20 protein-coding genes are annotated in these 24,251 nt (G+C 71.1%); 5 read left to right on the top strand and 15 right to left on the bottom strand.

Annotated features, from left to right (window positions below; all coding sequences use genetic code 11):
- Positions 1 to 17 precede the first annotated feature (17 nt).
- Positions 18 to 641 (bottom strand): TetR/AcrR family transcriptional regulator, encoded by a 624-nt coding sequence (locus tag AQJ58_RS02940; RefSeq protein WP_067244455.1) that lies wholly within the window; start codon positions 639 to 641, stop codon positions 18 to 20.
- A 26-nt stretch (positions 642 to 667) separates the two neighbouring features.
- Positions 668 to 1,678: an aldo/keto reductase gene (locus AQJ58_RS02935; protein WP_067244453.1), complete on the bottom strand. Its 1,011-nt coding sequence runs from the start codon at positions 1,676 to 1,678 to the stop codon at positions 668 to 670.
- A gap of 183 nt (positions 1,679 to 1,861) precedes the next feature.
- On the opposite strand from AQJ58_RS02935, the gene AQJ58_RS02930 reads away from it, so the two are divergent.
- On the top strand, positions 1,862 to 2,974 hold the full coding sequence (locus AQJ58_RS02930) for an endonuclease/exonuclease/phosphatase family protein (protein WP_067244452.1): 1,113 nt from the start codon (positions 1,862 to 1,864) through the stop codon (positions 2,972 to 2,974).
- A gap of 57 nt (positions 2,975 to 3,031) precedes the next feature.
- Here the strand turns inward: AQJ58_RS02930 and AQJ58_RS02925 are convergent, their stop codons facing one another.
- On the bottom strand, positions 3,032 to 4,414 hold the full coding sequence (locus AQJ58_RS02925) for a glycine--tRNA ligase (protein ID WP_067244450.1): 1,383 nt from the start codon (positions 4,412 to 4,414) through the stop codon (positions 3,032 to 3,034).
- Between the two features lie 194 nt (positions 4,415 to 4,608).
- Here AQJ58_RS02925 and AQJ58_RS02920 point away from each other — a divergent pair, with 194 nt between their 5' ends.
- Genes AQJ58_RS02920 through AQJ58_RS02905 form a run of 4 tightly spaced genes read left to right on the top strand, consistent with a single transcriptional unit; the run spans position 4,609 to position 7,748 of the window.
- Positions 4,609 to 5,565 (top strand): metal ABC transporter substrate-binding protein, encoded by a 957-nt coding sequence (locus AQJ58_RS02920; protein WP_067244448.1) that lies wholly within the window; start codon positions 4,609 to 4,611, stop codon positions 5,563 to 5,565.
- A 37-nt stretch (positions 5,566 to 5,602) separates the two neighbouring features.
- Positions 5,603 to 6,370 carry a metal ABC transporter ATP-binding protein gene (locus tag AQJ58_RS02915; protein ID WP_067244446.1) on the top strand — a complete coding sequence of 256 codons (768 nt, stop codon included), beginning with the start codon at positions 5,603 to 5,605 and terminating at the stop codon, positions 6,368 to 6,370.
- On the top strand, positions 6,370 to 7,272 hold the full coding sequence (locus AQJ58_RS02910) for a metal ABC transporter permease (protein ID WP_067244445.1): 903 nt from the start codon (positions 6,370 to 6,372) through the stop codon (positions 7,270 to 7,272). The genes AQJ58_RS02915 and AQJ58_RS02910 overlap by 1 nt, the downstream gene beginning before the upstream one ends.
- A 59-nt stretch (positions 7,273 to 7,331) precedes the next feature.
- A complete protein-coding gene (locus tag AQJ58_RS02905; RefSeq protein WP_067244443.1) occupies positions 7,332 to 7,748 on the top strand; it encodes a Fur family transcriptional regulator in 417 nt (138 codons plus the stop codon).
- Between the two features lie 30 nt (positions 7,749 to 7,778).
- Here the strand turns inward: AQJ58_RS02905 and AQJ58_RS02900 are convergent, their stop codons facing one another.
- The 12 genes from AQJ58_RS02900 to AQJ58_RS02845 all read right to left on the bottom strand — a co-directional run bounded on the left by AQJ58_RS02900 (position 7,779) and on the right by AQJ58_RS02845 (position 24,231).
- On the bottom strand, positions 7,779 to 11,213 hold the full coding sequence (locus AQJ58_RS02900) for a caspase, EACC1-associated type (protein ID WP_067244441.1): 3,435 nt from the start codon (positions 11,211 to 11,213) through the stop codon (positions 7,779 to 7,781).
- Positions 11,214 to 11,216: 3 nt separating this feature from the next.
- Positions 11,217 to 12,185, bottom strand: a complete 969-nt coding sequence (locus AQJ58_RS02895; RefSeq protein ID WP_067244439.1) for an AAA family ATPase — start codon at positions 12,183 to 12,185, stop codon at positions 11,217 to 11,219.
- A 44-nt stretch (positions 12,186 to 12,229) separates the two neighbouring features.
- Positions 12,230 to 14,545 (bottom strand): VMAP-C domain-containing protein, encoded by a 2,316-nt coding sequence (locus AQJ58_RS02890; protein ID WP_067244438.1) that lies wholly within the window; start codon positions 14,543 to 14,545, stop codon positions 12,230 to 12,232.
- Positions 14,533 to 15,711 (bottom strand): lipase family protein, encoded by a 1,179-nt coding sequence (locus AQJ58_RS02885; protein WP_067244436.1) that lies wholly within the window; start codon positions 15,709 to 15,711, stop codon positions 14,533 to 14,535. The genes AQJ58_RS02890 and AQJ58_RS02885 overlap by 13 nt, the downstream gene beginning before the upstream one ends.
- A gap of 231 nt (positions 15,712 to 15,942) precedes the next feature.
- Complete coding sequence (locus AQJ58_RS02880) at positions 15,943 to 16,794, bottom strand: isoprenyl transferase (protein WP_067244434.1); 852 nt, start codon at positions 16,792 to 16,794, stop codon at positions 15,943 to 15,945.
- Positions 16,795 to 16,811: 17 nt separating this feature from the next.
- Positions 16,812 to 17,561, bottom strand: a complete 750-nt coding sequence (recO, locus tag AQJ58_RS02875) for a DNA repair protein RecO (RefSeq protein ID WP_067244433.1) — start codon at positions 17,559 to 17,561, stop codon at positions 16,812 to 16,814.
- Between the two features lie 125 nt (positions 17,562 to 17,686).
- Positions 17,687 to 18,637, bottom strand: coding sequence for a DUF6879 family protein (locus AQJ58_RS02870; RefSeq protein ID WP_199844515.1), 951 nt, complete (start codon positions 18,635 to 18,637; stop codon positions 17,687 to 17,689).
- Between the two features lie 30 nt (positions 18,638 to 18,667).
- Positions 18,668 to 19,636 carry an SCO2521 family protein gene (locus tag AQJ58_RS02865; RefSeq protein ID WP_067244431.1) on the bottom strand — a complete coding sequence of 323 codons (969 nt, stop codon included), beginning with the start codon at positions 19,634 to 19,636 and terminating at the stop codon, positions 18,668 to 18,670.
- Positions 19,636 to 20,622 carry an SCO2522 family protein gene (locus AQJ58_RS02860; protein ID WP_067244429.1) on the bottom strand — a complete coding sequence of 329 codons (987 nt, stop codon included), beginning with the start codon at positions 20,620 to 20,622 and terminating at the stop codon, positions 19,636 to 19,638. Before AQJ58_RS02860 ends, AQJ58_RS02865 begins: the two co-directional genes overlap by 1 nt.
- Complete coding sequence (locus AQJ58_RS02855; protein ID WP_067244428.1) at positions 20,619 to 21,539, bottom strand: SCO2523 family variant P-loop protein; 921 nt, start codon at positions 21,537 to 21,539, stop codon at positions 20,619 to 20,621. Before AQJ58_RS02855 ends, AQJ58_RS02860 begins: the two co-directional genes overlap by 4 nt.
- Positions 21,540 to 21,542: 3 nt before the next feature.
- The gene (locus tag AQJ58_RS02850; protein WP_067245696.1) at positions 21,543 to 23,405 is read right to left on the bottom strand and encodes an SCO2524 family protein; all 1,863 of its coding nucleotides are present in this window, start codon (positions 23,403 to 23,405) and stop codon (positions 21,543 to 21,545) included.
- Between the two features lie 52 nt (positions 23,406 to 23,457).
- A complete protein-coding gene (locus AQJ58_RS02845; protein WP_067244426.1) occupies positions 23,458 to 24,231 on the bottom strand; it encodes an SCO2525 family SAM-dependent methyltransferase in 774 nt (257 codons plus the stop codon).
- Positions 24,232 to 24,251 lie beyond the last annotated feature (20 nt).

Here is a 24,251-nt window from a genome sequence, read left to right as displayed (position 1 = left end):
GCGGTCGGCCGCACACTCTAGTCCGCCGGGATGTGAGCCGCCTGTGCGGCGCCCAGGCCCCTCAGCAGCAGGTCCACCAGCGCCTCGAAGTCCGCCTGCGCCTCGGGCCGCTCCCACAGGGCGCGGTGGCGGGGGTCGTGGAAGCGGGCGGTGGCGTGGAAGACGGTGCGGGCGGCGACGGCCGGGTCGCAGGGGGCGAAGTCGCCGGCCGCGACGCCCGCCGTGACGATCGTCGCGAGCTGGCCGGTGAGGTCGGCGATGTGCCGGCCGACGGCCTCGCCGCTCTCGTCGGACAGGACCAGGTAGGTGGCGAACAGTTCGGGGTCGTCGCCCGCCTTGCGCCGCTTGGCCTCGAAGAGGGCGGCGAGCCAGGCGCGCAGCCGGGCCCGCGGGGCGCGCGTCTCGTCGGCGGCCAGCCCCGCGAGGGCTTCGGAGGTGCGGTCCAGCCACCGCTGGGTGACCGCCTCGCGCAGCGCCGCCTTGGTGCGAAAGTGGCGGTAGACACTGCCGTGACTGACCCCGAGCGCGCGGGCCACGTCGACCACGGTGGCCTTGGCGGGGCCGTGGCGCCGCAGCACCTCCTCGGTCGCTTCGAGGATGCGCTCGGGGGTCAGGATCTCGGAGGTCTGCGGCGGGGCCATGGTTCAGACGGTACCGGGCAGGTGGGTCAGCGCTCGCTGTCGAGGTGTTCCATCGCGGCGGGGGCGTAGCGGGCACCGGCCGCCGCGTCGGCGGGCACGGCCTCCTCGATCTCCGCGAGGTCCGCCTTGTCGAGGACGACGTCCAGGGCGCCCAGCGACTCCGCGAGCCGCTCCCGGCTGCGGGCGCCGATCAGCGGGACGATGTCCTCGCCCTGGGCGAGGACCCAGGCGATCACGGTCTGGGCGACGGTGACGCCCTTGCGGTCGGCGACCGCGCGCAGCGCCTCGACCAGGGTCAGGTTGTGCCGGAGGTTGTCGCCCTGGAAGCGGGGCGAGAAGGTCCGGAAGTCGCCTGCGGCGAGCTGCCGTTCGGCGGTGAAGTGCCCGGAGATCAGGCCCCGGCCGAGGACGCCGTACGCGGTGACGGAGATGCCCAGTTCGCGGGTGACGGGCAGAATCGACCGCTCGATGCCCCGGGAGATGAGCGAGTACTCGATCTGGAGGTCGGCGATCGGGGCGGTCGCGGCGGCCCGGCGGATGGTCGCGGCACCGACCTCGCTGAGGCCGATGTGCCGGACGTATCCCTGCTCGACGAGTTCGGCGAGGGCGCCGACCGTCTCCTCGATGGGGACGTCGGGGTCGAGGCGGGCGATGCGGTAGACGTCGAGGTGGTCGACGCCGAGGCGCTGGAGGGAGTAGGAGGCGAAGTTCTTCACGGCGGCGGGCCGGCCGTCGTAGCCGAGCCAGGAGCCGTCCGGGCCGCGCAGGGCGCCGAACTTCACGCTGAGCAGGGCCTGCTCGCGCCGGGCGGCGGGCGCGGTGCGCAGGGCCTCGGCGATGAGGAGTTCATTGCTGCCCATGCCGTAGAAGTCGCCGGTGTCCAGCAGGGTGACGCCGGCCTCCAGCGCGGCGTGGATCGTGGCGACGGACTCGGCGGGATCCGCGCCGCCGTAGAGGGCGGTCATGCCCATGCAGCCGAGGCCGAGGGCGGAGACGTGGGGGCCGGTGCTGCCGAGGGGGCGGGTGGGGAGGGTCATGGGTTCCACCCTGACATGACAGATGACAGATTTCAATATCTGTCATCTGTCACCCGTCGACCGGCACCTGTCCGGTCGACGCGCCGGGCATGGCGAGGACAATGGGACATGTCGGTGCGCAGTCACCCAGGCGGCGCCTGCCACCGGCCGAGCGGCCCTTGCGCGCCGCCGTGGAGGTCTGCCATGAGCATCCGTATCGCCACGTTCAACATGGAGAACCTGTTCCGCCGGCCCACGGCCTTCCGTCTCGAGAAGGCGGCCGAGCGCGATGAGATCGTCAGCGACTTCGCCAAGCTGGTCGCGCTCCTCGATCTGCCGGTGTACCAGCCCGCGGACAAGGGGGAGATCGCCAGGCTCATCGAGAAGCACCGGGCGTACGAGATCAACCCCGAGGACCCGCCGCCGATCTTCGTCAACCAGTCCCGCCCCGGCAAGGGCTCCGGGCTGTTCAAGACGACCGGGTCGGGCGAGAGCACCCGGGTCGAGGTCACCGCCAACGGCCGTGCCGGGTGGGCCGGCTGGGCGGAGCTGGGACAGGACGACCTCGATCTGGGCGTCGTACGCAACACCGGCCGGGTGGTCTCGGAGGTCGACGCGGACATCCTGCTGACCGTGGAGGTGGAGGACCGGCTCGCCCTGGAGCGGTTCAACACGCAGGTCCTGCACGGGGCACTGGGCAGGCGGCCGTACCCGTACAACCTGCTCGTCGACGGCAACGACCCCCGGGGCATCGACGTCGGGATCTTCAGCCGGTACCCGATCACCTCCGTCCGCACCCATGTCTTCGACACCCGCCCGGACCGCCCCGACGAGCGCCTCTTCAGCCGGGACTGCCCCGAGTTCGAGATCGAGCTCGACGGATCGACGCTCGTGATCCTCGGCAACCACCTCAAGAGCAAGTTCCAGGACGACCCGGATCTGCGGCTGGCCCAGGCACGGCGGGTCGCGGAGATCTACCGTGCCGCGTCGGAGCGCACCCCGCACGTCGTTGTCGCCGGGGACCTCAACGACGACCCGGACAGCACACCGGCCGTGGAGCTGGGGGAGACCGGCCTGCGGGACGTCATGAGCCACCCCGCCTACCGCGGACTGCCCGGCACCCACGGGGACTGCCGGAACACCGACGACAAGCTCGACTACGTGCTGCTCCCGCCGTCACTGTGGCCCGAGGTGCAGCATGTCGGCCTGGAGACTCGCGGAATCTACGCGGAGGGCATCAAGTCCTTCGACACGGTGAAGTCGAAGCTCGAATCGGCGTCGGACCACGCGGCCCTGTACGTGGACCTGGACCTCTGAGACAGCACGGTGCCGGGCCCCTGGGAACAGGGACCCGGCACCGGTGAGGATCCTGGGTCAGGCGCCGAGCAGGCGGCCCGCCAGGTAGCCCTCGATCTGGTCGAGGGAGACGCGCTCCTGCTTCATGGAGTCACGCTCGCGCACGGTGACGGCGTTGTCGTCGAGGGTGTCGAAGTCGACGGTGACGCAGTACGGCGTGCCGATCTCGTCCTGGCGGCGGTAGCGGCGGCCGATCGCGCCCGCGTCGTCGAACTCGATGTTCCAGTGCTGGCGCAGCGCGGCGGCGAGGCCCTTGGCCTTCGGGGACAGCTCCGGGTTGCGGGACAGCGGCAGGACCGCGACCTTCACCGGGGCCAGGCGGTGGTCGAGGCGCAGGACCGTGCGCTTCTCCAGCTTGCCCTTGGCGTTGGGGGCCTCGTCCTCGACGTAGGCGTCGAGGAGGAACGCCAGCATCGCGCGGCCGACACCGGCCGCGGGCTCGATGACGTACGGCGTCCAGCGCTCCTGGGCCTCCTGGTCGTAGAACGCGAGGTCCTGGCCGGAGGCCTTGGAGTGGGCGGAGAGGTCGTAGTCGGTGCGGTTGGCGACGCCCTCCAGCTCGCCCCACTCGTTGCCGCCGAACTGGAAGCGGTACTCGATGTCAGCGGTGCGCTTGGAGTAGTGGGAGAGCTTCTCCTTCGGGTGCTCGTACCACCGCATGTTCTCCTCGCGCAGGCCCAGGCCGGTGTACCAGTTCCAGCGCTGCTCCATCCAGTACTCCTGCCACGTCTCGTCCTCGCCCGGCTTGACGAAGAACTCCATCTCCATCTGCTCGAACTCGCGGGTGCGGAAGATGAAGTTGCCGGGCGTGATCTCGTTGCGGAAGGACTTGCCCATCTGCGCGATGCCGAACGGCGGCTTGCGGCGCGAGGTGGTCTGCACGAGGGAGAAGTTGGTGAAGATGCCCTGGGCGGTCTCGGGGCGCAGGTAGGCGACGGAGCCGGTGTCCTGCGTCGGGCCGAGGTGGGTCGAGAGCAGACCCGAGAACTGCTTGGGCTCGGTGAACTGGCCCTTCGTGCCGCAGTGGGTGCAGTTGATGTCGGCCAGGCCGTTCGCCGGGGGACGGCCGTGCTTGGCCTCGTAGGCCTCCTCCAGGTGGTCCGCGCGGAACCGCTTGTGGCAGGAGGTGCACTCGGTCAGCGGGTCGGAGAAGGTGGCGACGTGACCGGAGGCGACCCAGACCTCGGGGGCCAGGATGACGGACGAGTCGATACCGACCACGTCCTCGCGCGACGTCACCATGTAGCGCCACCACTGGCGCTTCAGGTTCTCCTTGAGCTCGACACCCAGCGGTCCGTAGTCCCAGGCGGCACGCTGGCCGCCGTAGATCTCACTACAGGGGAATACAAAGCCACGGCGCTTGCTCAGGCTGACGATGGTGTCGATCTTGTCGGCGGCCACGGTGCTCTCTTCATAACGACGACGGGCGACGAAGCGAGATGCTTCCAGCGAATGGTTCAGGGTACCGGCGGGGGCTCCCCCTGAATCAAATCGGTTCCCTTACCCGGCCCTTTGCCCAGCCCTTACCCACTCCTGCACCGGACCTGGGACGGGCTTGTTGACAACGGTTTCCATATTTGTTGAAAATGACTGTCATGAACGTACGGCGTCAGCGCATATCCGGCATAGCCATGGCGGCTACCGCCGCCCTCGGGCTCGGCACCCTCACCGCCTGCTCGGGGGCCAGTGCCGCCGGCAACACCGACAGGTTCGACGTCGTCGCGTCGTTCTACCCGATGGCCTTCCTCGCCGAGCGGATAGGCGGCGACCACGTCCACGTCACCAGTCTCACCCAGCCCGGCCAGGAACCGCACGACCTGGAGATCAGCGCCCGGCAGACCGCGCAGCTCCAGGAGTCCGACGCGGTGCTCTACGTCAAGAACCTCCAGCCCTCCGTCGACGACGCGGTGGCCCAGTCCGAGGTCAAGACCAAGATCGACGCCGCCTCCCTGACCTCCCTGGAGAAGCACGGCAACGAGGTCGGCGGCCACGCGGCCGAGCACGACGACCACGAGAACGAGGAGCTGTCCGGCCTCGACCCCCACATCTGGCTCGACCCGGTGCGCTACGCCCAGGTCGCCGAGGGCGTCGGCAAGGCCTTCGAGAAGGCCGACCCGGACCACGCGGCCGACTACAAGGCCAACACCGCGGCCCTGGTGAAGCAGCTCGACGCCCTGAACACCGAGTTCAAGGACGGCCTGGCGGACACCAGGTCCAAGGTGTTCGTCACCACCCACGCCGCCTTCGGCTACCTCGCCGAGCGCTACGGCCTGACCGAGGAGGCCATCAACGGCCTCGACCCCGAGTCGGAGCCCAGCGCCGCGCGCGTGAAGGAGCTTGAGAAGATGGCGAAGGCCGACGGCGTCACCACCGTGTTCTACGAGACGCTCGTCAGCGACAAGACCGCGAAGACCATCGCCTCCGACGCCGGGCTGAAGACGGACGTCCTCGACCCGATCGAGGGCATCACGGACAAGTCCCGCGGCAAGGACTACTTCTCGGTTCAGCAGGCGAACCTCAAGGCGCTCCAGAAGGCCCTGGGAGCCAAGTGACCAGCCGATCGGAGAAAGCGGCATGACCGGAAGCGGTATGACGGAGCCCGTCATCTCCCTGCGCGGAGTCCGCGCCGACCTGGGCGCGCGCCCGGTCCTGCGGGGCATCGACCTCACCGTGCACCGCGGTGAGGTCGTCGCGCTGCTCGGCGCCAACGGCTCCGGCAAGTCCACCGCCGTGCGGACCGTCATCGGCCAGGTACCGATCGGCTCCGGCGAGATCGAGCTGTTCGGCACGCCCCGCCGCCGGTTCCGGGACTGGGCGCGCATCGGTTACGTGCCCCAGCGCACCACGGCCGCCGGCGGCGTCCCCGCCACCGTCACCGAGGTCGTCTCCTCCGGCCGCCTCTCCCGCACCCGCTTCGGCGTCTTCCGCAAGGGCGACCGGGAGGCCGTACGGCACGCCCTGGACCTCGTCGGCATGGCGGACCGGGCCAGGGACAACGTCGACGCGCTCTCCGGCGGCCAGCACCAGCGCGTCCTGATCGCCCGCGCCCTCGCCTCCGAGCCCGAACTGCTCATCATGGACGAGCCGATGGCGGGCGTGGACCTGGCCAGCCAAGAGGTCCTGGCCCAGACCCTGAAGAGCCAGGTCGCGGCCGGTACGACGGTCCTGCTCGTCCTGCACGAACTGGGCCCCCTGGAACCCCTGATCGACCGGGCGGTCGTCCTGCGCGACGGCTGCGTGCAGCACGACGGCCCGCCGCCGAAGGCCGTCGGCCAGCATGCCCTGCCCGGCCACGACCACGTCCACCCGCACGCCCCGGCGGGTGCCGAACCGATGCGCACAGGACTGCTGAGCTGATGGACTTCCTCGACTACGCCTTCATGCAGCGGGCGCTGCTCGCCGCCGTCCTGGTCGGCATCACCGCCCCCGCCGTCGGCATCTACCTCGTCCAGCGCCGCCAGGCCCTGATGGGCGACGGCATCGGCCATGTCGCCATGACCGGCGTCGGCCTCGGCTTCCTGCTCTCCGCGTCCCCGGTCTGGATGGCGACCGCGGTCTCCGTCCTCGGCGCGGTGCTGATGGAACTCATCCGCTGGTACGGCCGCACCCGCGGCGACATCGCCCTCGCCATGCTCTTCTACGGCGGTATGGCCGGCGGCGTCATGTTCATCAACCTCGCGCCGGGCGGCTCCAACGCGAACCTCACCTCGTACCTCTTCGGCTCCCTGTCGACGGTGTCGGCCTCCGACGTCACGTCGATCTGCCTGCTGGCCGCGTTCGTCGTCCTGGTCACCGTGGGCCTGCGCCGCCAGCTGTTCGCGGTCAGCCAGGACGAGGAGTTCGCCCGCGTCACCGGCCTCCCCGTGCGCGCCCTGAACCTGCTGACCGCGGTCACGGCGGCGGTGACCGTGACGGTCGCCATGCGGGTCGTCGGCCTGCTGCTGGTGTCCGCCCTGATGGTGGTCCCGGTCGCCGCCGCCCAGCAGCTCAGCCGCAGCTTCGCCGCGACCTTCGCGATCGCCGTGGCGATCGGCGTGAGCGTGACCGTCGGCGGCACCGTCACCTCGTACTACCAGGACGTCCCGCCCGGGGCGACGATCGTGCTGCTGACCATCGCCGCGTTCCTCGCGCTCGGCGCGCTGGCCGCTCCCCTGGCCCGCCGCCGCGCCCGCGCGGCCGCCGCCGCCCACCCCGCCGGGGACCCGGCGGAGTGCACGATTCCGGCCACTCGGGGGGCGGGCGGCGCGGCCGGTGTCTGACTCGGCTCGGGGCGGGCTGGCACAATGGCCCGGCAAGCCGCAGACGTGAGGAGGCAACGGTGACGACCGCTGGACCGCCCGTGAAGGGCCGTGCCACCCGGCAGCGCGCCGCCGTCGCGGCGGCACTGGACGAGGTCGACGAGTTCCGCAGCGCGCAGGAACTCCACGACATGCTCAAGCACAAGGGCGACTCCGTCGGCCTGACCACCGTGTACCGCACCCTCCAGTCCCTCGCCGACGCCGGCGAGGTGGACGTCCTGCGCACCTCCGACGGCGAGTCCGTGTACCGCCGCTGCTCCACCGGCGACCACCACCATCACCTCGTCTGCCGCACCTGCGGCAAGGCGGTCGAGGTGGAGGGCCCGGCGGTGGAGAAGTGGGCGGAGACGATCGCCGCGGAGCACGGGTATGTGAACGTGGCGCACACGGTGGAGATCTTCGGGACCTGCGCGGAGTGCGCGGGAGCGGTTTCCTAGGAGCGGCCGCTCGCCCGAACCGGCGCACTCCTACCGGTGACGGCTCCGGTTTCGGGCGAACGCGATCTCACCGTTGTCGTCAGGGACTTTGAGCGTCGGCTCAGGAAGTCCGGCCGCCCTGAGCCGTTGCCGCAACTCCTGATGCAGCACCCTCAGCGAGACGACCTCCGACCCGTCGTCCAGACCTGCGGCCAGGACGTCGACGAGTTCTCCGGTGAGCGCCATGCACCCGTCCCCGGGCGGAGCCGACACCGCCAGGACGGTCACATCGTCCGACGGCACGGCGTTGAAGACCCCGGGCAAACCGTCGGCCCCCGGGGACCCGCTGTAGCAGCAGTCCAGGATGACGATCTTGTGCCGAGCCGCACTGCTGCGGACCACTCTCCGGATGTCGTCGAACGGCACGCCCGTGACGGGCGCGTACGGACGACTGCGGCGAAGAGCCAGGCTCAGCTCGCCGGAGACCGAGTCGTACAGGCCGTGTCCCGCGAAGTACACCAGCAGGGTGTCCACGGCTGAGGTTGCCGCGTGGGCGACGACGCCGAGGACCGCCGCTCCGTCGTCCGGGTCCGGCAGCACCGTGGTACGTGCTCCGCTGAAGATACCCTCCGACGGATCCGTGAACAGCAGCGACAGCTCTCGCAGTCCCACGCCGACCTGCGGCAGACGGGGCAGTTCCGTGTAGGCGCCAACCCCGATCAGCACCGCGTTGGAGCGATCCGGGTCGGGAAGCCGGGGCGGATCGGGCCGCAGCCACGCCCAGGTCCGGAGTGCCTTTTCCGCTACGCGTACCCGCTGGAGGCGGCCGTGGAGTTCAGGCACGCTCTCGTAGAGCGACTCGGACACGATGAGCGCGCAGTCGGCCCGTGACCCGCGCAGGGCGGCCGAGTCGGCCAGGCGGGCGGCATGGAGTACGGCGTCCCCCTCGGCACCTCGCTCGCTCACGCCCGCGGCGCCGAGGGCCAGTGCGGCCCGCACCCGCATCCGGACTCCCCGCTCGCGTACGTGCCGCAGCCCCTCGGCGAGACCGTCCACGAAGCCGCGGACCGCTCTCGCCTCGTCCACCCCGTGGGGCAGCAGGACGAGTGTGCCGTCCCCGCGGTCCTGGCGGACCCACAAGCGGCGGGGAACCCCCGTCATCCTCATCGCGAGGTCGAGGACGTCGTGCAGGGCTTCCTGCATCCGCAGTCCCGTACGGCTGTCCATCTTCCCGTAGCCGACGATGTCGACGGCGATACAGATCCTGGGCGTTCCCGGCGAGCCCGGTGAGCCGGTCGGGGCACGGTTCTGGAAGCGCAGGCCGATGAGCGACCGGTCCGGCCAGGCCACCGCACACTCGTCGAACGGGACCCGTCCATCCGGCTTCTCGTCATCGTCCACGGCGAGGAGGAAGACCGGCACCGTCAAGGTGTCCCAGGGCATCAGCCAGCCGAAGGGTGAGGCCGCCCGCTCGATCACCACCGGGCAGCTCCAGCCGTCACCGCGCCAGACCAAGTCGTGCCTGCCCACCCCCTTCCGTGAAGAATGACGCTCGCGTACGACATAGAGGCCCCGCTCGTCGAGATACCGCAACAGGTCCCCGGCGATCTCCGCCTCGCTCTTGCGCGTCGCGCCGGGCTCGTCATGGACGTACCTCAGCAGATGCAGAAGCAGCACATCGGCGTCCCGCGGAACCCCGCGCACCCGGGCGAACGCGCTCTGGACCTCCTCGGGGCACCGGGACAGCAACGCGTCGACATACTGCTCGCGCAGCCGGGCCCGTACATCGGCGGGCGGCTCGCCCAGTGACTCGGCGATCCTCGCCGCCTGGCTCATGAGACGGTCCCAGCGAGGAGGCTCGGCAGAAGCCTCCCCCGGTACCCACACGGACGCCGTCTCCTCAGCCTGCGGCGACAGGACCACGCCGTCGGAGACCGAGCCCGCCACCCCCAGCCGTGCCCGCATCGCCGGTCCGAGGTAGGCGAACGGTGCGGTCTCTCCCGTCTCGTCCCGGTCCAGCGGCCAGGCCGGGAAGTCCGACGAGCGGCCTGTCAAGCTCTCGATGCGCTCCCCCACACGGCGGCTGCAGTCGAGGAGTTCCGCGGTGGGGACGGCGTCCAGGAGCAGGTCCTTGGCCTCCGGGGTGAAGTCGAACAGCCGATGGCGTCCGGTGCGGCCGGTGTCCTCAGGCTCCACGGGCTGTAGCAGGCCGCCCAGGAAGACCTCGGCCAGTGGCGCGGTGTCCTGACGCTGGTCGAGGCAGGAGTGGACGAGCTGCATCACGGGCACGGTGACCGGGGCCATGGCCGCCAGATGCGCGGCCAGGCGCAGGGCCTCGGGTGAGGCGGCGCGGGCGAAGTCCCGGACTGAGACGCGGACCGGTGCGGCCGGCACCTGGCTCGGCTCGGGAGCCCACAGACGGGCCGGGACCGGCCGTCCGACGACCGTGTTCAGGGCGGCCCAGGTCGAGAAGCCGGCCGGGGTCAGTTCCAGAACGGGGACGGGCACCGGCGGGGGCGGCGCGACGCTCGGGGGGAGCACCTGGTCCGTCACCGTCCACGCGGTGTTCGCCGCGCCCGGACGAGGGGAGACGACCTGCCAGCCGTCCGCTCGCACGCCGGAGCCCGCCCACAGTCGGCGAGGCAGGGTGTGGAGCACCGCCGTGGGACCGCAGCGGGCCCAGGCTTCGAGCACCGGCCGCAGGCGTCCGTCGCGCCACGCGGCCGCCGCACCGTCGGTGACGACCAGCACCATGGTCCGGCCGGCGGTGTCGGAGACGGTGTCGGCCGGCCGGGTCGGCGTCGTGGCGGTCCAGGGGCGGCCAAGACGGACTTCCGCGCCCTCGGTGCCGTAGCGGATCTGGTAGGTCTCCACCTGGCGGAAGGCGCCGCTGCGTTCGAAGAGGCCCTGGAGTTCGGCGCACTGCCGCTGCCACAGAGGCATGGACACGCCGCCGTCGATGATCAGGGTCAACCGCAGCCATCGCTCCGGCTGGGCGCGCAGTACCAGTTGGGGGGTGCGGGTGTCGGCCTGGAGATCGGCGGTGGCCGCTTCGTCGAGTTCACTGCGCCGACGGCTCGGGACGCGCCGTTTCAGCGGACGCAGGGCCCGGCCCAGGGCAAGGGTCGGGCCGAGGGCCCGGGCGCCCGGGGTCCACAGGGCTCCGGTCGGCGGTTCGGCGGTCAGAGGACCGGAGACGACCGGCAATTGGGGGTCGTCCGGGCGGGCGGTTCTCCGGGTGCTCCCCCGTCCCTTTCCCGCCGTGGTGCCGGGGGGTGCGGTCGCTTCCGGGTCCGGCTCCCCGCCGAGCGGGGAGACCTCGGCGTCCGGGGACTCCGGGTCGGTGCCGGGCGGGATGCGCGCGGCCAGTGGTGCCGCCGGGCCGGACGGAACACGTGCCGCCAGCCAGAGAATGTCGAGGAGTTCCTCCTGCCCCAGGGACGGCCGGCCTTCTTGTCCGAGTACCCTCCGCAGCTCCTCGAACATGGCTCAGCCGTCCGCGTTGAGCCGGTGCAACACCGTCTTCAGCAGTCCGTCGGCGTCCAGCCGGGCCCCGCCCCGGCGCAGGAACACGGCGTTGAGAAGCTGGTCGGTGGCCAGTTCCCCGACCGCCCGCTGGGCCAGGAACGCCATGACGAGGTCACCGGCGTCGGCGAGGGCGTCGGGCCCGAGATGGCCCTCGACGATCCCGCGCAGCCGTGCCTCGTCCGGGTCTCCGAGGTGCAGCGGGAGGCAGCGACGGCGGAACGCCGGCGGGAAGTCGCGCTCACCGTTGCTGGTGATGACGACGAGCGGGAACTCGGCGCAGCGTACGATCCCCCGCGTCACCCGCGCCGTCATGTGCGGGTCGACGGTGCGGACGTCGACCTGCGCCTGGTGCTCGGGCAGCCTGGACAGCTCCGGGATCTCGAAGGTGCCTTCCTCGAACACGGTCAGCAGGTCGTTCGGCAGATCGATGTCGCCCTTGTCGAGTTCGTCCACGAGCAGCACCCGGGGGCGGTCCACGGCGACGAAGGCCGTGCCCACCGGGCCGAGCCGGAGAAACGAGCCGATGCCGGACCGGGTCCCGTCCGGGTCCCGTGCGAGGTTGCTCTCCTGGAGTCGGCCGATGGCGTCGTAGCGGTAGAGGGCGTCTTGCAGTGTGGAGCGGCTGTTGACGGGCCAGTACAGCACGGGACCCAGATCGAGTTCGTGCGCGATGGCCGCGGCCAGCGACGACTTGCCGGTGCCGGGGTGGCCGGTCACGAGCAGGGGCCGGCGCAGATGGATGGCGGCGTTGACGACGTCGGTCTCCTCTCGGCCGATGACGTAGTGGGCTCCGGCCGCTTCGGTGCCGCCGGCGGCGGCCGCGAAGCGGCGCCAGGGCGGGGCCACGGGAATCGCGACCGTGCGGCGCTGTCCGTCTCCCCGGAAGAGCCGCCAGTTCTCGTCCGCGGCGGTGGTGCCGCCGTCCTGCATTTCGGATGCTGAGGTCTCTGGGGGCTCTGAGGGTTCTGAGGTCATCAGGGTTTCGCCTCTGGGGGATCGGAACGGGTTGCCCGGTCGGAGAGTCCGGTCAGGGACAGGACGGGCGGAAGGGGGCGTTCGGCGGATTCCAGCAGCACCGCCGGGCATACGGGATGGGCCGCCGGGTTCATGCACGCCTGGGCCCGGTAGTCCCGGATCCGCCAGGGCAGCCCGTCCGCGGCTCGCTCCGGGCGGAGCGGGTCGAAGTGCGTGACCGGGACCTGAGCCGGCGCCTGCCGGTCCCACAGCACGACGGGGTAGCCGAGCCGCAGCGCCGCCTGCACCAGCCGGTCCCGGCCATCCGGGCCCGCCCGTACCACGGCGCGGGCCGCGCGGACGTCCGCCATCAGGGCTCCGTAGCCCATGTATCCCTTGGCATGCCCGTCGTCGAGGAAGACCACCGTGTCGTTGTGCCGCCCCACCCGACGGTTCTTCAGTCCCTCCTGCCGCTGTTCCTCCCGCTCGGCGTCGGCCAGCGGAGCGCAGCGCAGTGCGGTCGCCCACTCCACACCCAACAGGCAGGGCAGCGCATCGCCGTCGTCGGCGCCGTTCCACGCATCCACGGGCAGGTGTACGGCGTCCGGCTGGAGCAGGATCTCCACAACCGGGGTCTCATCGGTCTCCGTGCGCAGCAGCTTCACCGTCCGCTTTATCCGGCGCACCACGCCCCGGGAGGAAAGGGGCTCGAGGCTCTGTTCGGCGGCCTGTACGAGGTCCCCCGCACCGGTGTCGACCCACATCACGCACGTGTAGTGGTCGTCCTCGTCATCGGCCGCGTCGAGTGGCGCCGCGTCCAGCTGCGCGAGGACACGGGGCCGGCAGGCCGCCGGTCCGAGTGAGTCGGCCCAAGCCAGCGCCTCGGCACGGCGCTCGGCCAGACCACCGTCGTCGACGCCGAGCCGGTGGGCGACTTGGTCCGCCCATTCGTGGAGTTCCCTGCGGAGCGCGGGGACGAGCGCGGCGAGCAGTTCGGTGAAGCGCAGGACAGCGGGTACCAGCTGTCGTCCCGGATGCGCCACGCTCTGTCCGCCGGTGAGTTCCTCGAAATGCTCCACGCAGGCCATGAGCTGGTCGACGGAGGGCCCGTCCGTCTCCGCCGCGGTGGGCGGCGGCAGCCAGGCCTTCCCCAATGGCTGGGCTGCTCGTACGGCCGCGATCACCCGTGCCGTCGGCGGGAGTTGCGGTGCCCGGCCGAACGACTCCTGCAGCGAGCGGTGCTCGAGGGGGGACAGCAGGCCGGGCACGCCATGGGTGCGTCCCAGCGCCAGCAACTGGTCGGCGGCCCGCCGGTTCCGGGTGTGCACGAGCTCCACAAGGGCGGCCATGGCCCGCTCGACCGTGAGCAGGGCGTGGGCGATCCGCTCCTCGGAGGGGCACGCCCCCAGGCCGGCTTCCGGGCACTGCACGGCGAGGTGTTCGACACAACGCGCCCGCAGGTCCGCGTCGCCCAGCGCGTCGTGCAGGGCGAGGGCCAGCCGGGACCGGTCGGTCGACGGCGGAAGGGGGGCGCGACCCGGCCACAACAGCTGTTCCCTGGAACCGTCCAGGCCACGGACCTCGATACTGACCGGGGTCTGCATCTCGGGCGTCTCGGCCCGGACATGGGCGACGAGTGCGGCCAGGTCCGGGCGCAGATCGGCGGCGTTCGTCTCCAGCCAGTCGAGCATGGCGTTCGAGAAGACCCCGCTGCGCAACGCCGGATTGTTCTCCGCGACCTGGCCGGGGGCGGCCGCGCACAGGGCGAACTGCTCGACACGGCGTCGGCGTACCGTGGGAAAGCCCGCGACGGCGGGACCCGTCGACTGGTTGTGATGCTCGAGGAAGGTCGCACACGCGTCGAACACGAGCACCTGCTGTCCGAAGCCCGTGAGGTCGTCCCGCTGGAGGTATTCCATCAGGTTGGCCGTGTCGACGCAGCGCTTGTCGTTGGGTGAGGCGTCCGGGCACAGCAACAGCCGGTGATCGCCCTGGCCGAGCACTCCGTGGCTGCCCCAGAAGACGTACAGCAGGTCGCCGGTCCGCTCGTCGAGGCCCTCGGTGAACGCGTCCATGAGCTGGTCGCGGGTCCAGGTCTGCCGCCAGGTGAGTTCCCCGGCCAGCGCGTCGAGCCGGACGCGGCTGTCCTCCCCCGGTGCCAGCAGCAACTGGACGTTGGCCTCGGGCACCCCTCCTTTGCGCAGCCACCTGTGGAAGCGCAGGGCGTCGTCCACCGCGCCGGGCAGATCCCAGCCGGAATGCCGGGGGTAGCGTTCGACGCCGACGACCACGGCGTGCACGCGCGCGGGGTCGTCGACGGTTCTCAGCCCAGCCATGTGCCGATCGCGTCCCAGACCTCGCGGTTGCCCCAGTAGGCGCTGTGCGCGAACGGGAACGGCTGGCGGTTGTCGACCTCGTGGTCGGTGGCCACGGCCGGGAAGACCTGCGCGGCACGGAAGGAGAGAAGGTCACGCGGGTCGTAGAGATTGAGCCAGCGGCGCGGGAAGTGGGCGGGAGGCTGCCTGGGGTGTTCCAGGGAGACGAGGGCTCCGATCTCGTAGAAGAACGGCGCCTGGGAGCCGACGGTGATCAGCTGGTCGACTCGGTCGATCCGCTCCTCCACCATCAGGTCGACGCAGGCCACACCGCCGAGGCTGTGGGCGATCAAGGTGACGGCGTCGCCGGGGGCGTGCTCGATGGTGCGCTTGATCAGCCGACGCAGGGCGAGGCCGCGCGCCTGGTAGCGCAGGATGTCACCGACCGCGGGCACGAGCAGGCCGTCGCTGTGTGCGCCCCGGCGGCGGCGGGCGTGCCGGGTCAGGGCAAGGAGTGCCGGTGCGGCGGCGGCCTTGGCGACCGCTCCGGCGAGTGCGCGTCCCTGGCTGTGCAGATCGGCGCCGATCAGGGTGAGCAGGGCGTCCCGTCGAAGGCCGTCCGGGGCATCGGCTCCGGCGTCCACGGCGTCCGCGAGTGCCGCTGCCACGACGGCCCTCGCGAAGGCGTGCCGGTGCTCGTAGCCGTCCTCGTCGGCGGTGACCGCAGCGTCCCGCAGCTCCGGCGACTCGGTGACCCTGCGCAGGGCGCGGTCCAGGGCGTCGCCCAGACCGTGTGCCGCGAAGGCGTCGCGCACCTGGCTGGAGGGGGCGTATCCGGAGAGTTCGTCGAGCAGCTTCTGCGCGCCGCTGCGGCTTCGGTCCATCCCCGAGACGACCGCCGGGCGCAGGCCGAGCAGGCGTAACTCGTAGCCGGGATCCCGGTAGAGGACGCCCCATACGGCGATGTCCTCGTCCTCCACGCGCCGGCCGCCGCGGGACTCCGTGTAGTCCGGGATGCTCGCGCCGTCCAGCGCCAGTCCGGCGCCGGCCTCCCGCCCCCAGAAGCAGCCCCGTACCCCGACCGCGGGCCGCAGCCCGGCCAGTTCCTCGTGTACCGTCGCGAACGTCCTGTCGTACGCCTTCTCGCGCACACCGGTGCCATGGACGAAAACCACTGAGCGTTGCACGATCCCCCACCCCGCGGACGCACGTGACCGGGCTTCGCCGCACGGCCATGCGCCGATGCTAGTAGGGGTGCCGGGCCGCAGGGGGTAATCCGGGGGATTCGGTCCCGCTGTGGTCTCCTCGCTGTCCGCCACCTCGTGCTCGTACCCGGATGCGGGGGCGGCCCGTTTCGACGAGCGGGGGATCGGGAGGTGATCTCCCGCAGCGTCGACGGGCGGATGAACGCGCGGCGGCTACGAAGTGGCCTGTGGGTCTTCGGTGCGGCCTTCCATGGCCAGAAGTTCCTCGTTCGGGATCGCGCCGCCGAAACGGCGGTCACGGGAGGCGAACTCCACGCACGCACGCCACAGGTCGCGGCGGTCGAAGTCCGGCCACAGTACGTCCTGGAAGACCATCTCGGCGTACGCGCTCTGCCAGATCAGGTAGTTGGAGGTGCGCTGCTCGCCGCTGGGGCGCAGGAACAGGTCCACGTCCGGCATGTCGGGGTAGTACATGTACTTCTGGAGGGTCTTCTCGTTGACCTTGGAGGGGTCGAGCCGGCCCGCCTTCACGTCCTCGGCGAGGGCCTGCGCGGCGTCGGCGATCTCGGCACGGCCGCCGTAGTTCATGCAGAAGTACAGGGTGAGGCGGTCGTTGCCCTTGGTCTGCTCCTGGGCAACCAGGAGTTCCTTCGCGACCGACCTCCACATCCGGGGCATCCGGCCCACCCAGCGCACCCGGATGCCGAGCGCGTCGAGCTGGTCGCGGGTCTTGCGGATGAAGTCGCGGTTGAAGTTCATCAGGAAGCGGACCTCGTCGGGCGAGCGCTTCCAGTTCTCGGTGGAGAAGGCGTACAGCGAGATGTTCCGCACGCCGATCTCGACCCCGCCCTGGAGGACGTCGAGGACGCGCTCGGCGCCGACCTTGTGGCCCTCGGTGCGGGGCAGTCCGCGTTCCTTGGCCCAGCGGCCGTTGCCGTCCATGACGATCGCCACGTGCTCGGGAACCAGCTCGCCGGGGAGCTTCGGCGCGCGGGCGCCGGACGGGTGCGGCTCCGGCGCCCTGTACTCCTTGCGCTGCCGCCCCAGGAACCCGCGTACGACCATGTGCCTCTCGTCTCCCTCTAGCTCTTCTCGACATACCTGAGCGAGCGCAGCCCGCGCTCCAGGTGCCAGTGGAGGTACGCGGACACCAGCCCGCTGCCCTCCCTGACGTACCGGGCCTGTGCCGTGTCCGCCGTCTCCCAGTCTCCCGTAAGCAGGGCCCCCAGGAGTACCAGGGTCTGCGGCGAGGGTACGACGCTGCCGGGCACCCGGCAGTCGACGCAGACGCTGCCGCCCGAGGCGACCGAGAAGAACCGGTTGGGGCCGGGCATGCCGCACCGCGCGCAGGCGTCGAAGCTGGGCGCGTAGCCGTTGACGGCAAGGGAGCGCAGCAGGAACGCGTCGAGGACGAGGTGCGGGGCGTGCTCGCCGCGGGCCAGGGTCCTGAGCGCCCCCACGAGCAGCAGGTACTGCTGGACGGCCGGTTCGCCCTCGTGGTCGGTGAACCGCTCGGCGGTCTCCAGCATGGCCGTCCCGGCGGTGTAGCGGGCGTAGTCGGCCACGATGGCGCCGCCGTACGGCGCGATGGTCTCGCTCTGGGTGCACAGCGGCAGCCCGCGTCCGACGAGCTCGCCGCCCCGGGAGAAGAACTGCACGTCGACGTGGGAGAAGGGTTCCAGGCGGGCGCCGAACTTGGACTTCGTCCGCCGCACCCCGCGGGCCACGGCCCGCACCCGGCCGTGTCCGCGGGTGAGCAGCGTGATGATGCGGTCGGCTTCGCCGAGCTTCTGCGTCCGCAGGACGATGCCGTCGTCCCGGAAGAGACTCATCGCACACCACCGCGGCACCGCTGGGAGCGGAACTGGCTCATGCCGCCCATTCTCGCCCACGCGGCGCCCGCCGTGTGCCGGGGGCGCCGGGATCGGTCCCCCGGTGGTGCGCCGGCTCGCTCGGGTCAGGCGCCGTCCGGGCCGGTTCCCGGGCCGCCGCTGTTGGTCAGGGACCGCAGTCCGTCCGCGCCGGGGTGGTTGTTCACGGGCAGCTGGAGTTCCTCGGCGGCGTCCCACAGCTGCTCGAACCGGCGGACCAGGGGCTGGACGAGTTCGCGCCGGGCGTTCACGGCGGTCCGGGAGTTCAGCCCCAGCTGGTCGGGGTGGATCTCGTAGGACAGGGCCTGGTCGAAGACGATGAAGTCGATCATGTTGCCGCGCCGGTGGTGCGCCGGGAGCTGGTCCAGGGCCACCACCCGCACCTGGATGCGCAGGTCCCGCTGTTCCTCGCAGATCGGGGCCAGTGCGGCGCGCTCGCCGCGTTCCTTGACGATGAAGAGCCGCCGGACCGTGATGCCGCGCTCGACGATCGCCTCGTGCTGGGCGGTGAGGTAGCGGTTCGCGGGTTCGGTGGACCAGAAGCCGTCGTCGACGACGGTGGTGCTGATGGCGTCGATGCTGTGCCGGGTGCACCGGGTGAGCGTCATCAGCCAGTCGTGGTTCTCGCCGGGCGTCTCGGCGCTGAGGCTGGTGAGGTCCTCCATGACCCCGGCGAGGCGGTTGATCTCCTCGTTGGCGAAGTCCTGGAGGATCCTGGGTCCGCCGGAGACGACCTTGGTGGCGTTCTCGGCGAGCCGGGGCACGCCGTCGTCGCGGAGTTTCTCCACTTCGTTGAAGAGCTTGGTGGCCTTGCCGATGTCGGCGAAGCGCTGGTCGACGGAGACCTTCACGGCGTGCATCTGGTTCACGAACGACACCAGGAACTGCACGATCAGCACGATGCCGCCGCAGAGCACGGACAGCACGAGCTGCCAGGGGCCGTCGTCGTCGGACGAGATCACGTTGGTCAGCAGGTAGACGACTCCGCCCACCACCACCGTGACCAGGAGCTTCTGTGTTACATGCCGTGCATTCAACTCTCTTTCTCCCCCCGTTGGGATCGTGCGTCAGGCTGTGGGCATTGCTTGTCGTGGGACGGCGAGGTTCTGCAGGACGAGCTGGTCGCGGATGCGCTGGGCGAGGGCGTTCCACTGCCTGCTGTAGCCGGGGGTCCCCTCGAGTTCCCGCCAGGCGGGGTGCAGGGCGCCGTCGACGCGGGCCCGGGGCATCCACAGGTGCAGCAGGTGGTCGACGAGGGGACGCAGCACCTTGAGGACGGCGCGGCCGTCCTCGGAGCCGACGCGCAGTCCGTCGAGTCTGTCGGCGACGGTGGTCAGCAGCCAGTCGTGCAGCGCGAGGTCCTCGCAGAGTCCGGCCGCGGCGGTGGGCGCGGTGCCGGGCGGCAGCCGCAGCTCCACGATCCGCAGCCCGTCCTCGGCCTTGGTGAACCGCACCGAGGCCTCCTCGCCGTCGGCCGCCGCTGCCGCCGTCCAGCGCAGGCTGGTGTCGGCGGTGGTGAGCGGGGCGTCGTGGTCGAGGATGCGGTGCTGCCGGCAGATCCTCGCGAGCAGGCTGTCGGCGATGGACCCGAGGTCGAGCTCGCCGGGCTGGTGGCCGGTCAGGAAGCCTTCGGTGAGGGCCTGGACGGGCAGCCGGCCGACCGGGACCAGGGTGCCGGGGCGGACCAGGTAGTAGCCCCAGGGCCGGCGCCGGTCGGGGCCGGCGGCGGGCGCGGAGAAGTACGCGGTGGCCTGGAGGACCCGTCCCTCGGTGAGCGCCGCCCGCGCGGTGACGGTGCCGACGGCGCGGCTGCGGGCGCCGGTGGCGGTGGGCAGCCGGCAGTCGACGCCGGTGAGGACGTCCGGGGAGACGGCGTGCCGGTTGGGGTGCCGGGAGACCCGTACGCGTTCGTCGGCGCGCAGCCGCAGCAGTTCCACGGCGGCCCGCTCGTCGACCGCGTCCCGGGTGGGCAGCAGACAGGTGCGCACCTCGCCGCAGACGAGGACGGGACCCGAGGCGGTGCCCAGGCCGTCCATCACAGCCCCGGCGGGAACACGTAGGAGGTGCGGTCGACGACGCCGGCGGGTACGGCGAAGCCCTCCGCGGCGGACCGTTCGGCGACCTGGGCGAGCGCCGCGGCCTCGACGTGGACCTGGTCGAGGATGACGCGTACGGCGTGCTCGACGGGCAGGAAGCGGGCGGGCAGGACGCTACAGGTGACGTAGGCCGTGAAGGGCGCGGCCTGCGGGTTGAGGCGCAGCACGGGCGGCAGCGCGTCCCACTCGGCCGGGAACTCCTTGTCGTCCCAGGGGGTGGGGGTGAGCACGGCGCGGCCGTTGTCGCGCAGCAGGCCGAGGCGGACGAGCTGCCAGACGGAGGCGAGGAAGGCGCAGGACCAGGTGCGGTCGTCGCCCTGGCCGCTCCAGAGTTCGACGTCCATGAAGACGGAGTGGCCGCGGGCGCCGGTCTCGCTGGGCGGCTGCCAGACGGCGCCGGTGGAGTCGAGTGCGGCGGAGGTGCGCCGGGCGGGGGCGCGGCGGCCGTTGGTGAGCCAGCCGGTGCGGCTGACGGGCGGGCGGAAGCCGTTGCTGCCGGGCGGGGGCGACTCCACGAGCCGGTGCAGGACGGCCTCGGCGAGTTCGGCCCGGTCGCGGTGGGCGGGGTCGGCCACGGCGCAGCCCGACTCGCGGGCGAGGTAGTCGATGGTGAGCCCGGCGTCGGCGGCGGCCGCCAGCAGGGGCGGGATCAGTTCGGCGGGGGTGGAGAGCCGGGAGAAGTAGTCGTCGATGAGGAAGCAGGTGCTGATCCGGGGGCGCCGCCCGGTGCCCAGCGGGCCGAGGCCGGCCCGGGCGGCGTCCACCCAGGGCCGTACGGCGGCGAAGTGCCGGCGCAGCCGGGCGGGCCCCTCGACGAAGTCCTCCATGTACAAGTGGCCTAATTCCAGGGAGAGATGGGAGAACGGAACGGATTCCGTGCGTGGTTCGGCGCTGGTCTCCCGGAAGACGGCCGCGGACCGGTTCACAACTCCCCCCAGAACGTGTCGTCGCTCACCCGCTGGGCGAGATCTCCCATGGCCTGCCAGGTCTCGTTGTTGGCGATCCTGCGGTCGTGCACGTCCTCGTCGGTGATGAGGCGTTCCTGCCATTGCAGGACGGGTTCCAGCGGAATGGAGGCCAGGACCCGGGTCTTGCCGATTCCGCGGGCCGCGGCGAGTTGTTCGAGTTCCTTGTCGCACTTGCGCATCCAGGCGTACTGCGCGGGCGAGACCTGTGACCACAGGGGCGACTCGAGATCGGGTACGGCGGCCCGGACGAAGCGGGTCGAGCCGTTGAGCGCGTCCGGCCGGTGCCCCATGGCTATACCGGCCTGCACGATTCCCTGTTTCCCGTACACGAGTTCGGCGGCGGCCATCACATGCTGTCGGGTCCAGCGGTGATACACGAGCCAGCGGGTCTTGAGCCGGCCGAGTCCGCCGTGGGGGGAGGTGGCGACCAGGGCGAGGTCCATCGCATAACTGCGTCCGGCGCTCAGGTCGACGATGATGACGTCGAATTCGCGTTTCAGACCGAGGATCAGATCGACGCAGCGGTGCAGGTTCTCCTCGTCGGTGACGAATTCGCCGCCGGTGCGGTCGCCGGGCAGCAGGACGAGCCGGCCGGAGCCGCCGGGCCTGCTGCGCAGGTCGGGGTGTTCGGTGCGGGCCCAGACGTCGACCCGCAGGGGGGTGCCGGTCTTGCCCTGGAGGTAGGAGTGCAGCCCGCGCCCCTCGGCCTCGGTGAGCACGTCGGGCAGGTCGAACACGGCGGCGGCGGTCGGGGAGCCGAAGTCGAAGTCCAGGTAGCAGACGGAGTCACCGCCGAGGGCCAGGTGGTAGGCGAGGTTGGCGCTCGTCACGGAGCGGCCCGTGCCTCCCTTGTCGGAGGCGGCGAACACGAGCACGGATCACACCCCCCCGGGGCCGGAGTCGCTCCGGGCCCGGTCGAGTTCGTAGAGCCGGGCGAGGACGCCGAGAGCCAGGGAGTGGGAGGTTCCGGGCTGTTTGTCGAGGAGTTCGCGGGCGCGCCGCAGGTCGGCCTCGATGGCCCGCACCTGTTCGGCCTGGGGGCTCCTCGGGGCGGGCGCGGGCTGCTCCAGCTGCTCCTTGCCGAAGAGGTGGGATGCCTCGCTGATCGCGGCCTGGGCGAGGGTGGTCATCTCGCTGCTGCGGATCGGGTTCTGGGTGTAGAGGCCGCGCGCGACGACCATGCACTCGGTGATGCGCTCGGTCATGCTCCAGGACAACGGCCCTTCACGGACCGGGAACTCGGGGTACACGGCGTGCACGTTGTCCCAGAGGCCGACGCCGTCGCCGTCGGTGATGCGGCGGGCCCAGAGGTGGTCGAGGATGCTCTCGGCGAGCCGCAGCAGCCGGTCCTGCGAGGCGATGTTCCTGGACAGCGCGCACAGTTGCAGGGTCCGTTTGAGCAGCTGTGCGGAGAAGTCGCCCATGGTCCACTTCATGGCGGGGCCGATCTTCTCGCTGCCCAGCAGCGGCAGGGTGACGCCGGGGTTGTGCAGGCCGACCGCCGGGTCCTCACGGGTGGGGCGGCTGGTGATGCGGCCGCGGTCGGCGAGCCGTTCCATCACGGCGACCGTGCGGGTGAGGTCGTCGTCGGTGGCGCGCCGGCGGACCAGGTCGTGGACGAGGATGGAGGCGACGGACAGGGAGAAGTACTCGGACTCCAGCTGCTGGAGCGTGGTGCGCCAGGGGATCTCCTCCAGCGGCCAGGTGGCGTCGTCGAAGCGGGCGATGGCGGACCAGTACTGCTGGGTGATCTCCCAGCGCAGCCGCAGCGCGTCGGCGAGCTTCTGCTGTTCGGCGGTGAGCAGACCGAGGACGAGGGTGCGCTCGGAGGACAGGTCGGGGATGCCGTCGAGGGCGACGACGGTGAAGTACAGGTAGGGCACGGCGCGGGCGACGCCCTCGGGCTGTTTGCCGATGCCCTGGGCGGTGGCCGGTTCGACCTCGATCTCGGGGGCGCCCTTCACCAGGGTCCAGGCCCAGCCGCACTCGAAGAGGCGGTTCTCGTTGCGCAGTTCGTCGGTGACGTCGCCGTCGAGGCCGAGGGTGACGCTCTCGGTGATGAGGGCGCGCAGGGACTTGAAGCGGTCCTGGAAGCGGGCGAGGACCTGCCGGTCGGAGAGCCGGCCGCGGCCGAGGAGGCGGGCGAGCGCCTGCCCCTGGTCGGAGGTGATGTCGACGACGTTGACCGTGAAGGAGCGCAGCAGGCTGACCATGGCGGCGGTGAGCCGGGTGCTGGTCTCCTCGCGGAGCTTGTCGATACGGGCGAGGGTGGAGGCGCGGCGGGTCTTGCCGCGGTACACCTTGAGGAAGCCGAGGGTGGCCAGGCACAGCGTGATCGACATGGAGTAGGAGTCGACGACGCCGACCTCCCGCTGTTCCTTGGAGAGTTCGAGGCCGGGGTCCTCGGGTGCGAAGTAGTAGCCGCCCGCGAACGTGGGGCCCTCCTCGCCGCGGTGCTTCTCCATGAAGTCGCCGAGGATCTCCACGAGGTTCGCGGGGATCTGGCTGGAGTCGCCCGCATGGCGCAGGGACCGCTCCACGTCGAGCTGGGTGGTGTCGGGGTCGTCCAGGCGGAAGGGCTCGATCTCGGTGGCCGGGTAGAGCAGGCAGAGCAGTCGCTCGGCGTCGGCGACGCTGCTGAGGCCGCCCCATTCGCCCCAGTTCCAGGTGCCGTCGTCGAAGGAATGGCGGGCGATGGCCTGCCACACCTCGAGCAGATTCTGTCTCGGCTTGATCTGCATGCCCATTCCCCTCGCACAGGCCGGTCCCTACGGAATTCCGCTGCCCCCGTGGTCATTCTTTCCGGCGGCCGCAGACCAGAATCATCCCCTCGTATCCGTCGCGCACGAGATGACCCGGATCGTCGAAGTGGTACATCTTCGCGTCCTGCGTGAAAGGAGCGAGTGCGCTCTCGACTTTTTCGTCGTCGATTTCATGGGTGGCCGGGAAATCCACCTCACCGACGCGATATCCCCGGGAATGCTCCATGAATGCGGCGGCGAAGGGCGCGCCCGGATTCAGGGCGCTCATGAAACAGCCCACGCCGCGCTGGAACTCGTCGAGCGAGGTGGTGATGGACTCGGCGACGAAGAACATCGTGCCGAGATCCCAGCGGCGGGTGTCGGAGCAGAGGTCGAAGAGGCTGCCGGGTTCGGGCTGCTGGACGGCTTCCTTGAAACGGACCCGGGGGGTGACGTCGAGTTCGGCGTAGGCCGGGTCCTCGCACAGGACGTCCCAGAACTGGTCCCAGTGCGGGTCGTACTCGGCGATCTGGCCGCCGAGGTAGGCGAGATTGCGGGCGGACCGCTCCAGGAGCGTGATCCGGTCGCACCAGGGGAGCATGGCGAGCGCGGGATAGAGATTGGGGCCGGCGCCGACGTCAATACCGGAGGGGACTCTGCCGCTCCCCCGGAAATGATCACCGAAGTGGTCCCGCACCCGGGAGACGATCTCCTTGTCCACCGCCTGCATGTGGAGGTAGTTGCGCCCGATGTACGCCTGGGGGTCGAAGTCGTCCCAGCGCACGTCGGCGTTCAGTTTGGAATCGGCGGTGGTCCCAGAAGTCATGGTTCACCTTACCGTAAGTC

The organism is Streptomyces sp. DSM 15324 (assembly GCF_001514285.1).
In the GTDB taxonomy this organism is placed as follows: domain Bacteria; phylum Actinomycetota; class Actinomycetes; order Streptomycetales; family Streptomycetaceae; genus Streptomyces.
Note: the sequence above shows the minus strand (reverse complement) of the source record. Positions and strands in the feature narration are given on the sequence as shown.

Excerpts from the sequence above, each read along its gene's own strand:
- AQJ58_RS02890 (WP_067244438.1), bottom strand. The coding sequence starts at position 14,545 with ATGGCTGGGCTGAGAACCGTCGACGACCCCGCGCGCGTGCACGCCGTG.
- AQJ58_RS02935 (WP_067244453.1), bottom strand. The coding sequence starts at position 1,678 with ATGACCCTCCCCACCCGCCCCCTCGGCAGCACCGGCCCCCACGTCTCC.
- AQJ58_RS02865 (WP_067244431.1), bottom strand. The coding sequence starts at position 19,636 with ATGGACGGCCTGGGCACCGCCTCGGGTCCCGTCCTCGTCTGCGGCGAG.
- recO (WP_067244433.1), bottom strand. The coding sequence starts at position 17,561 with ATGAGTCTCTTCCGGGACGACGGCATCGTCCTGCGGACGCAGAAGCTC.
- AQJ58_RS02910 (WP_067244445.1), top strand. The coding sequence starts at position 6,370 with ATGGACTTCCTCGACTACGCCTTCATGCAGCGGGCGCTGCTCGCCGCC.
- AQJ58_RS02930 (WP_067244452.1), top strand. The coding sequence starts at position 1,862 with ATGAGCATCCGTATCGCCACGTTCAACATGGAGAACCTGTTCCGCCGG.
- AQJ58_RS02920 (WP_067244448.1), top strand. The coding sequence starts at position 4,609 with ATGAACGTACGGCGTCAGCGCATATCCGGCATAGCCATGGCGGCTACC.
- AQJ58_RS02845 (WP_067244426.1), bottom strand. The coding sequence starts at position 24,231 with ATGACTTCTGGGACCACCGCCGATTCCAAACTGAACGCCGACGTGCGC.
- AQJ58_RS02900 (WP_067244441.1), bottom strand. The coding sequence starts at position 11,213 with ATGTTCGAGGAGCTGCGGAGGGTACTCGGACAAGAAGGCCGGCCGTCC.
- AQJ58_RS02940 (WP_067244455.1), bottom strand. The coding sequence starts at position 641 with ATGGCCCCGCCGCAGACCTCCGAGATCCTGACCCCCGAGCGCATCCTC.
- AQJ58_RS02895 (WP_067244439.1), bottom strand. The coding sequence starts at position 12,185 with ATGCAGGACGGCGGCACCACCGCCGCGGACGAGAACTGGCGGCTCTTC.
- AQJ58_RS02915 (WP_067244446.1), top strand. The coding sequence starts at position 5,603 with ATGACGGAGCCCGTCATCTCCCTGCGCGGAGTCCGCGCCGACCTGGGC.
- AQJ58_RS02850 (WP_067245696.1), bottom strand. The coding sequence starts at position 23,405 with ATGCAGATCAAGCCGAGACAGAATCTGCTCGAGGTGTGGCAGGCCATC.
- AQJ58_RS02880 (WP_067244434.1), bottom strand. The coding sequence starts at position 16,794 with ATGGTCGTACGCGGGTTCCTGGGGCGGCAGCGCAAGGAGTACAGGGCG.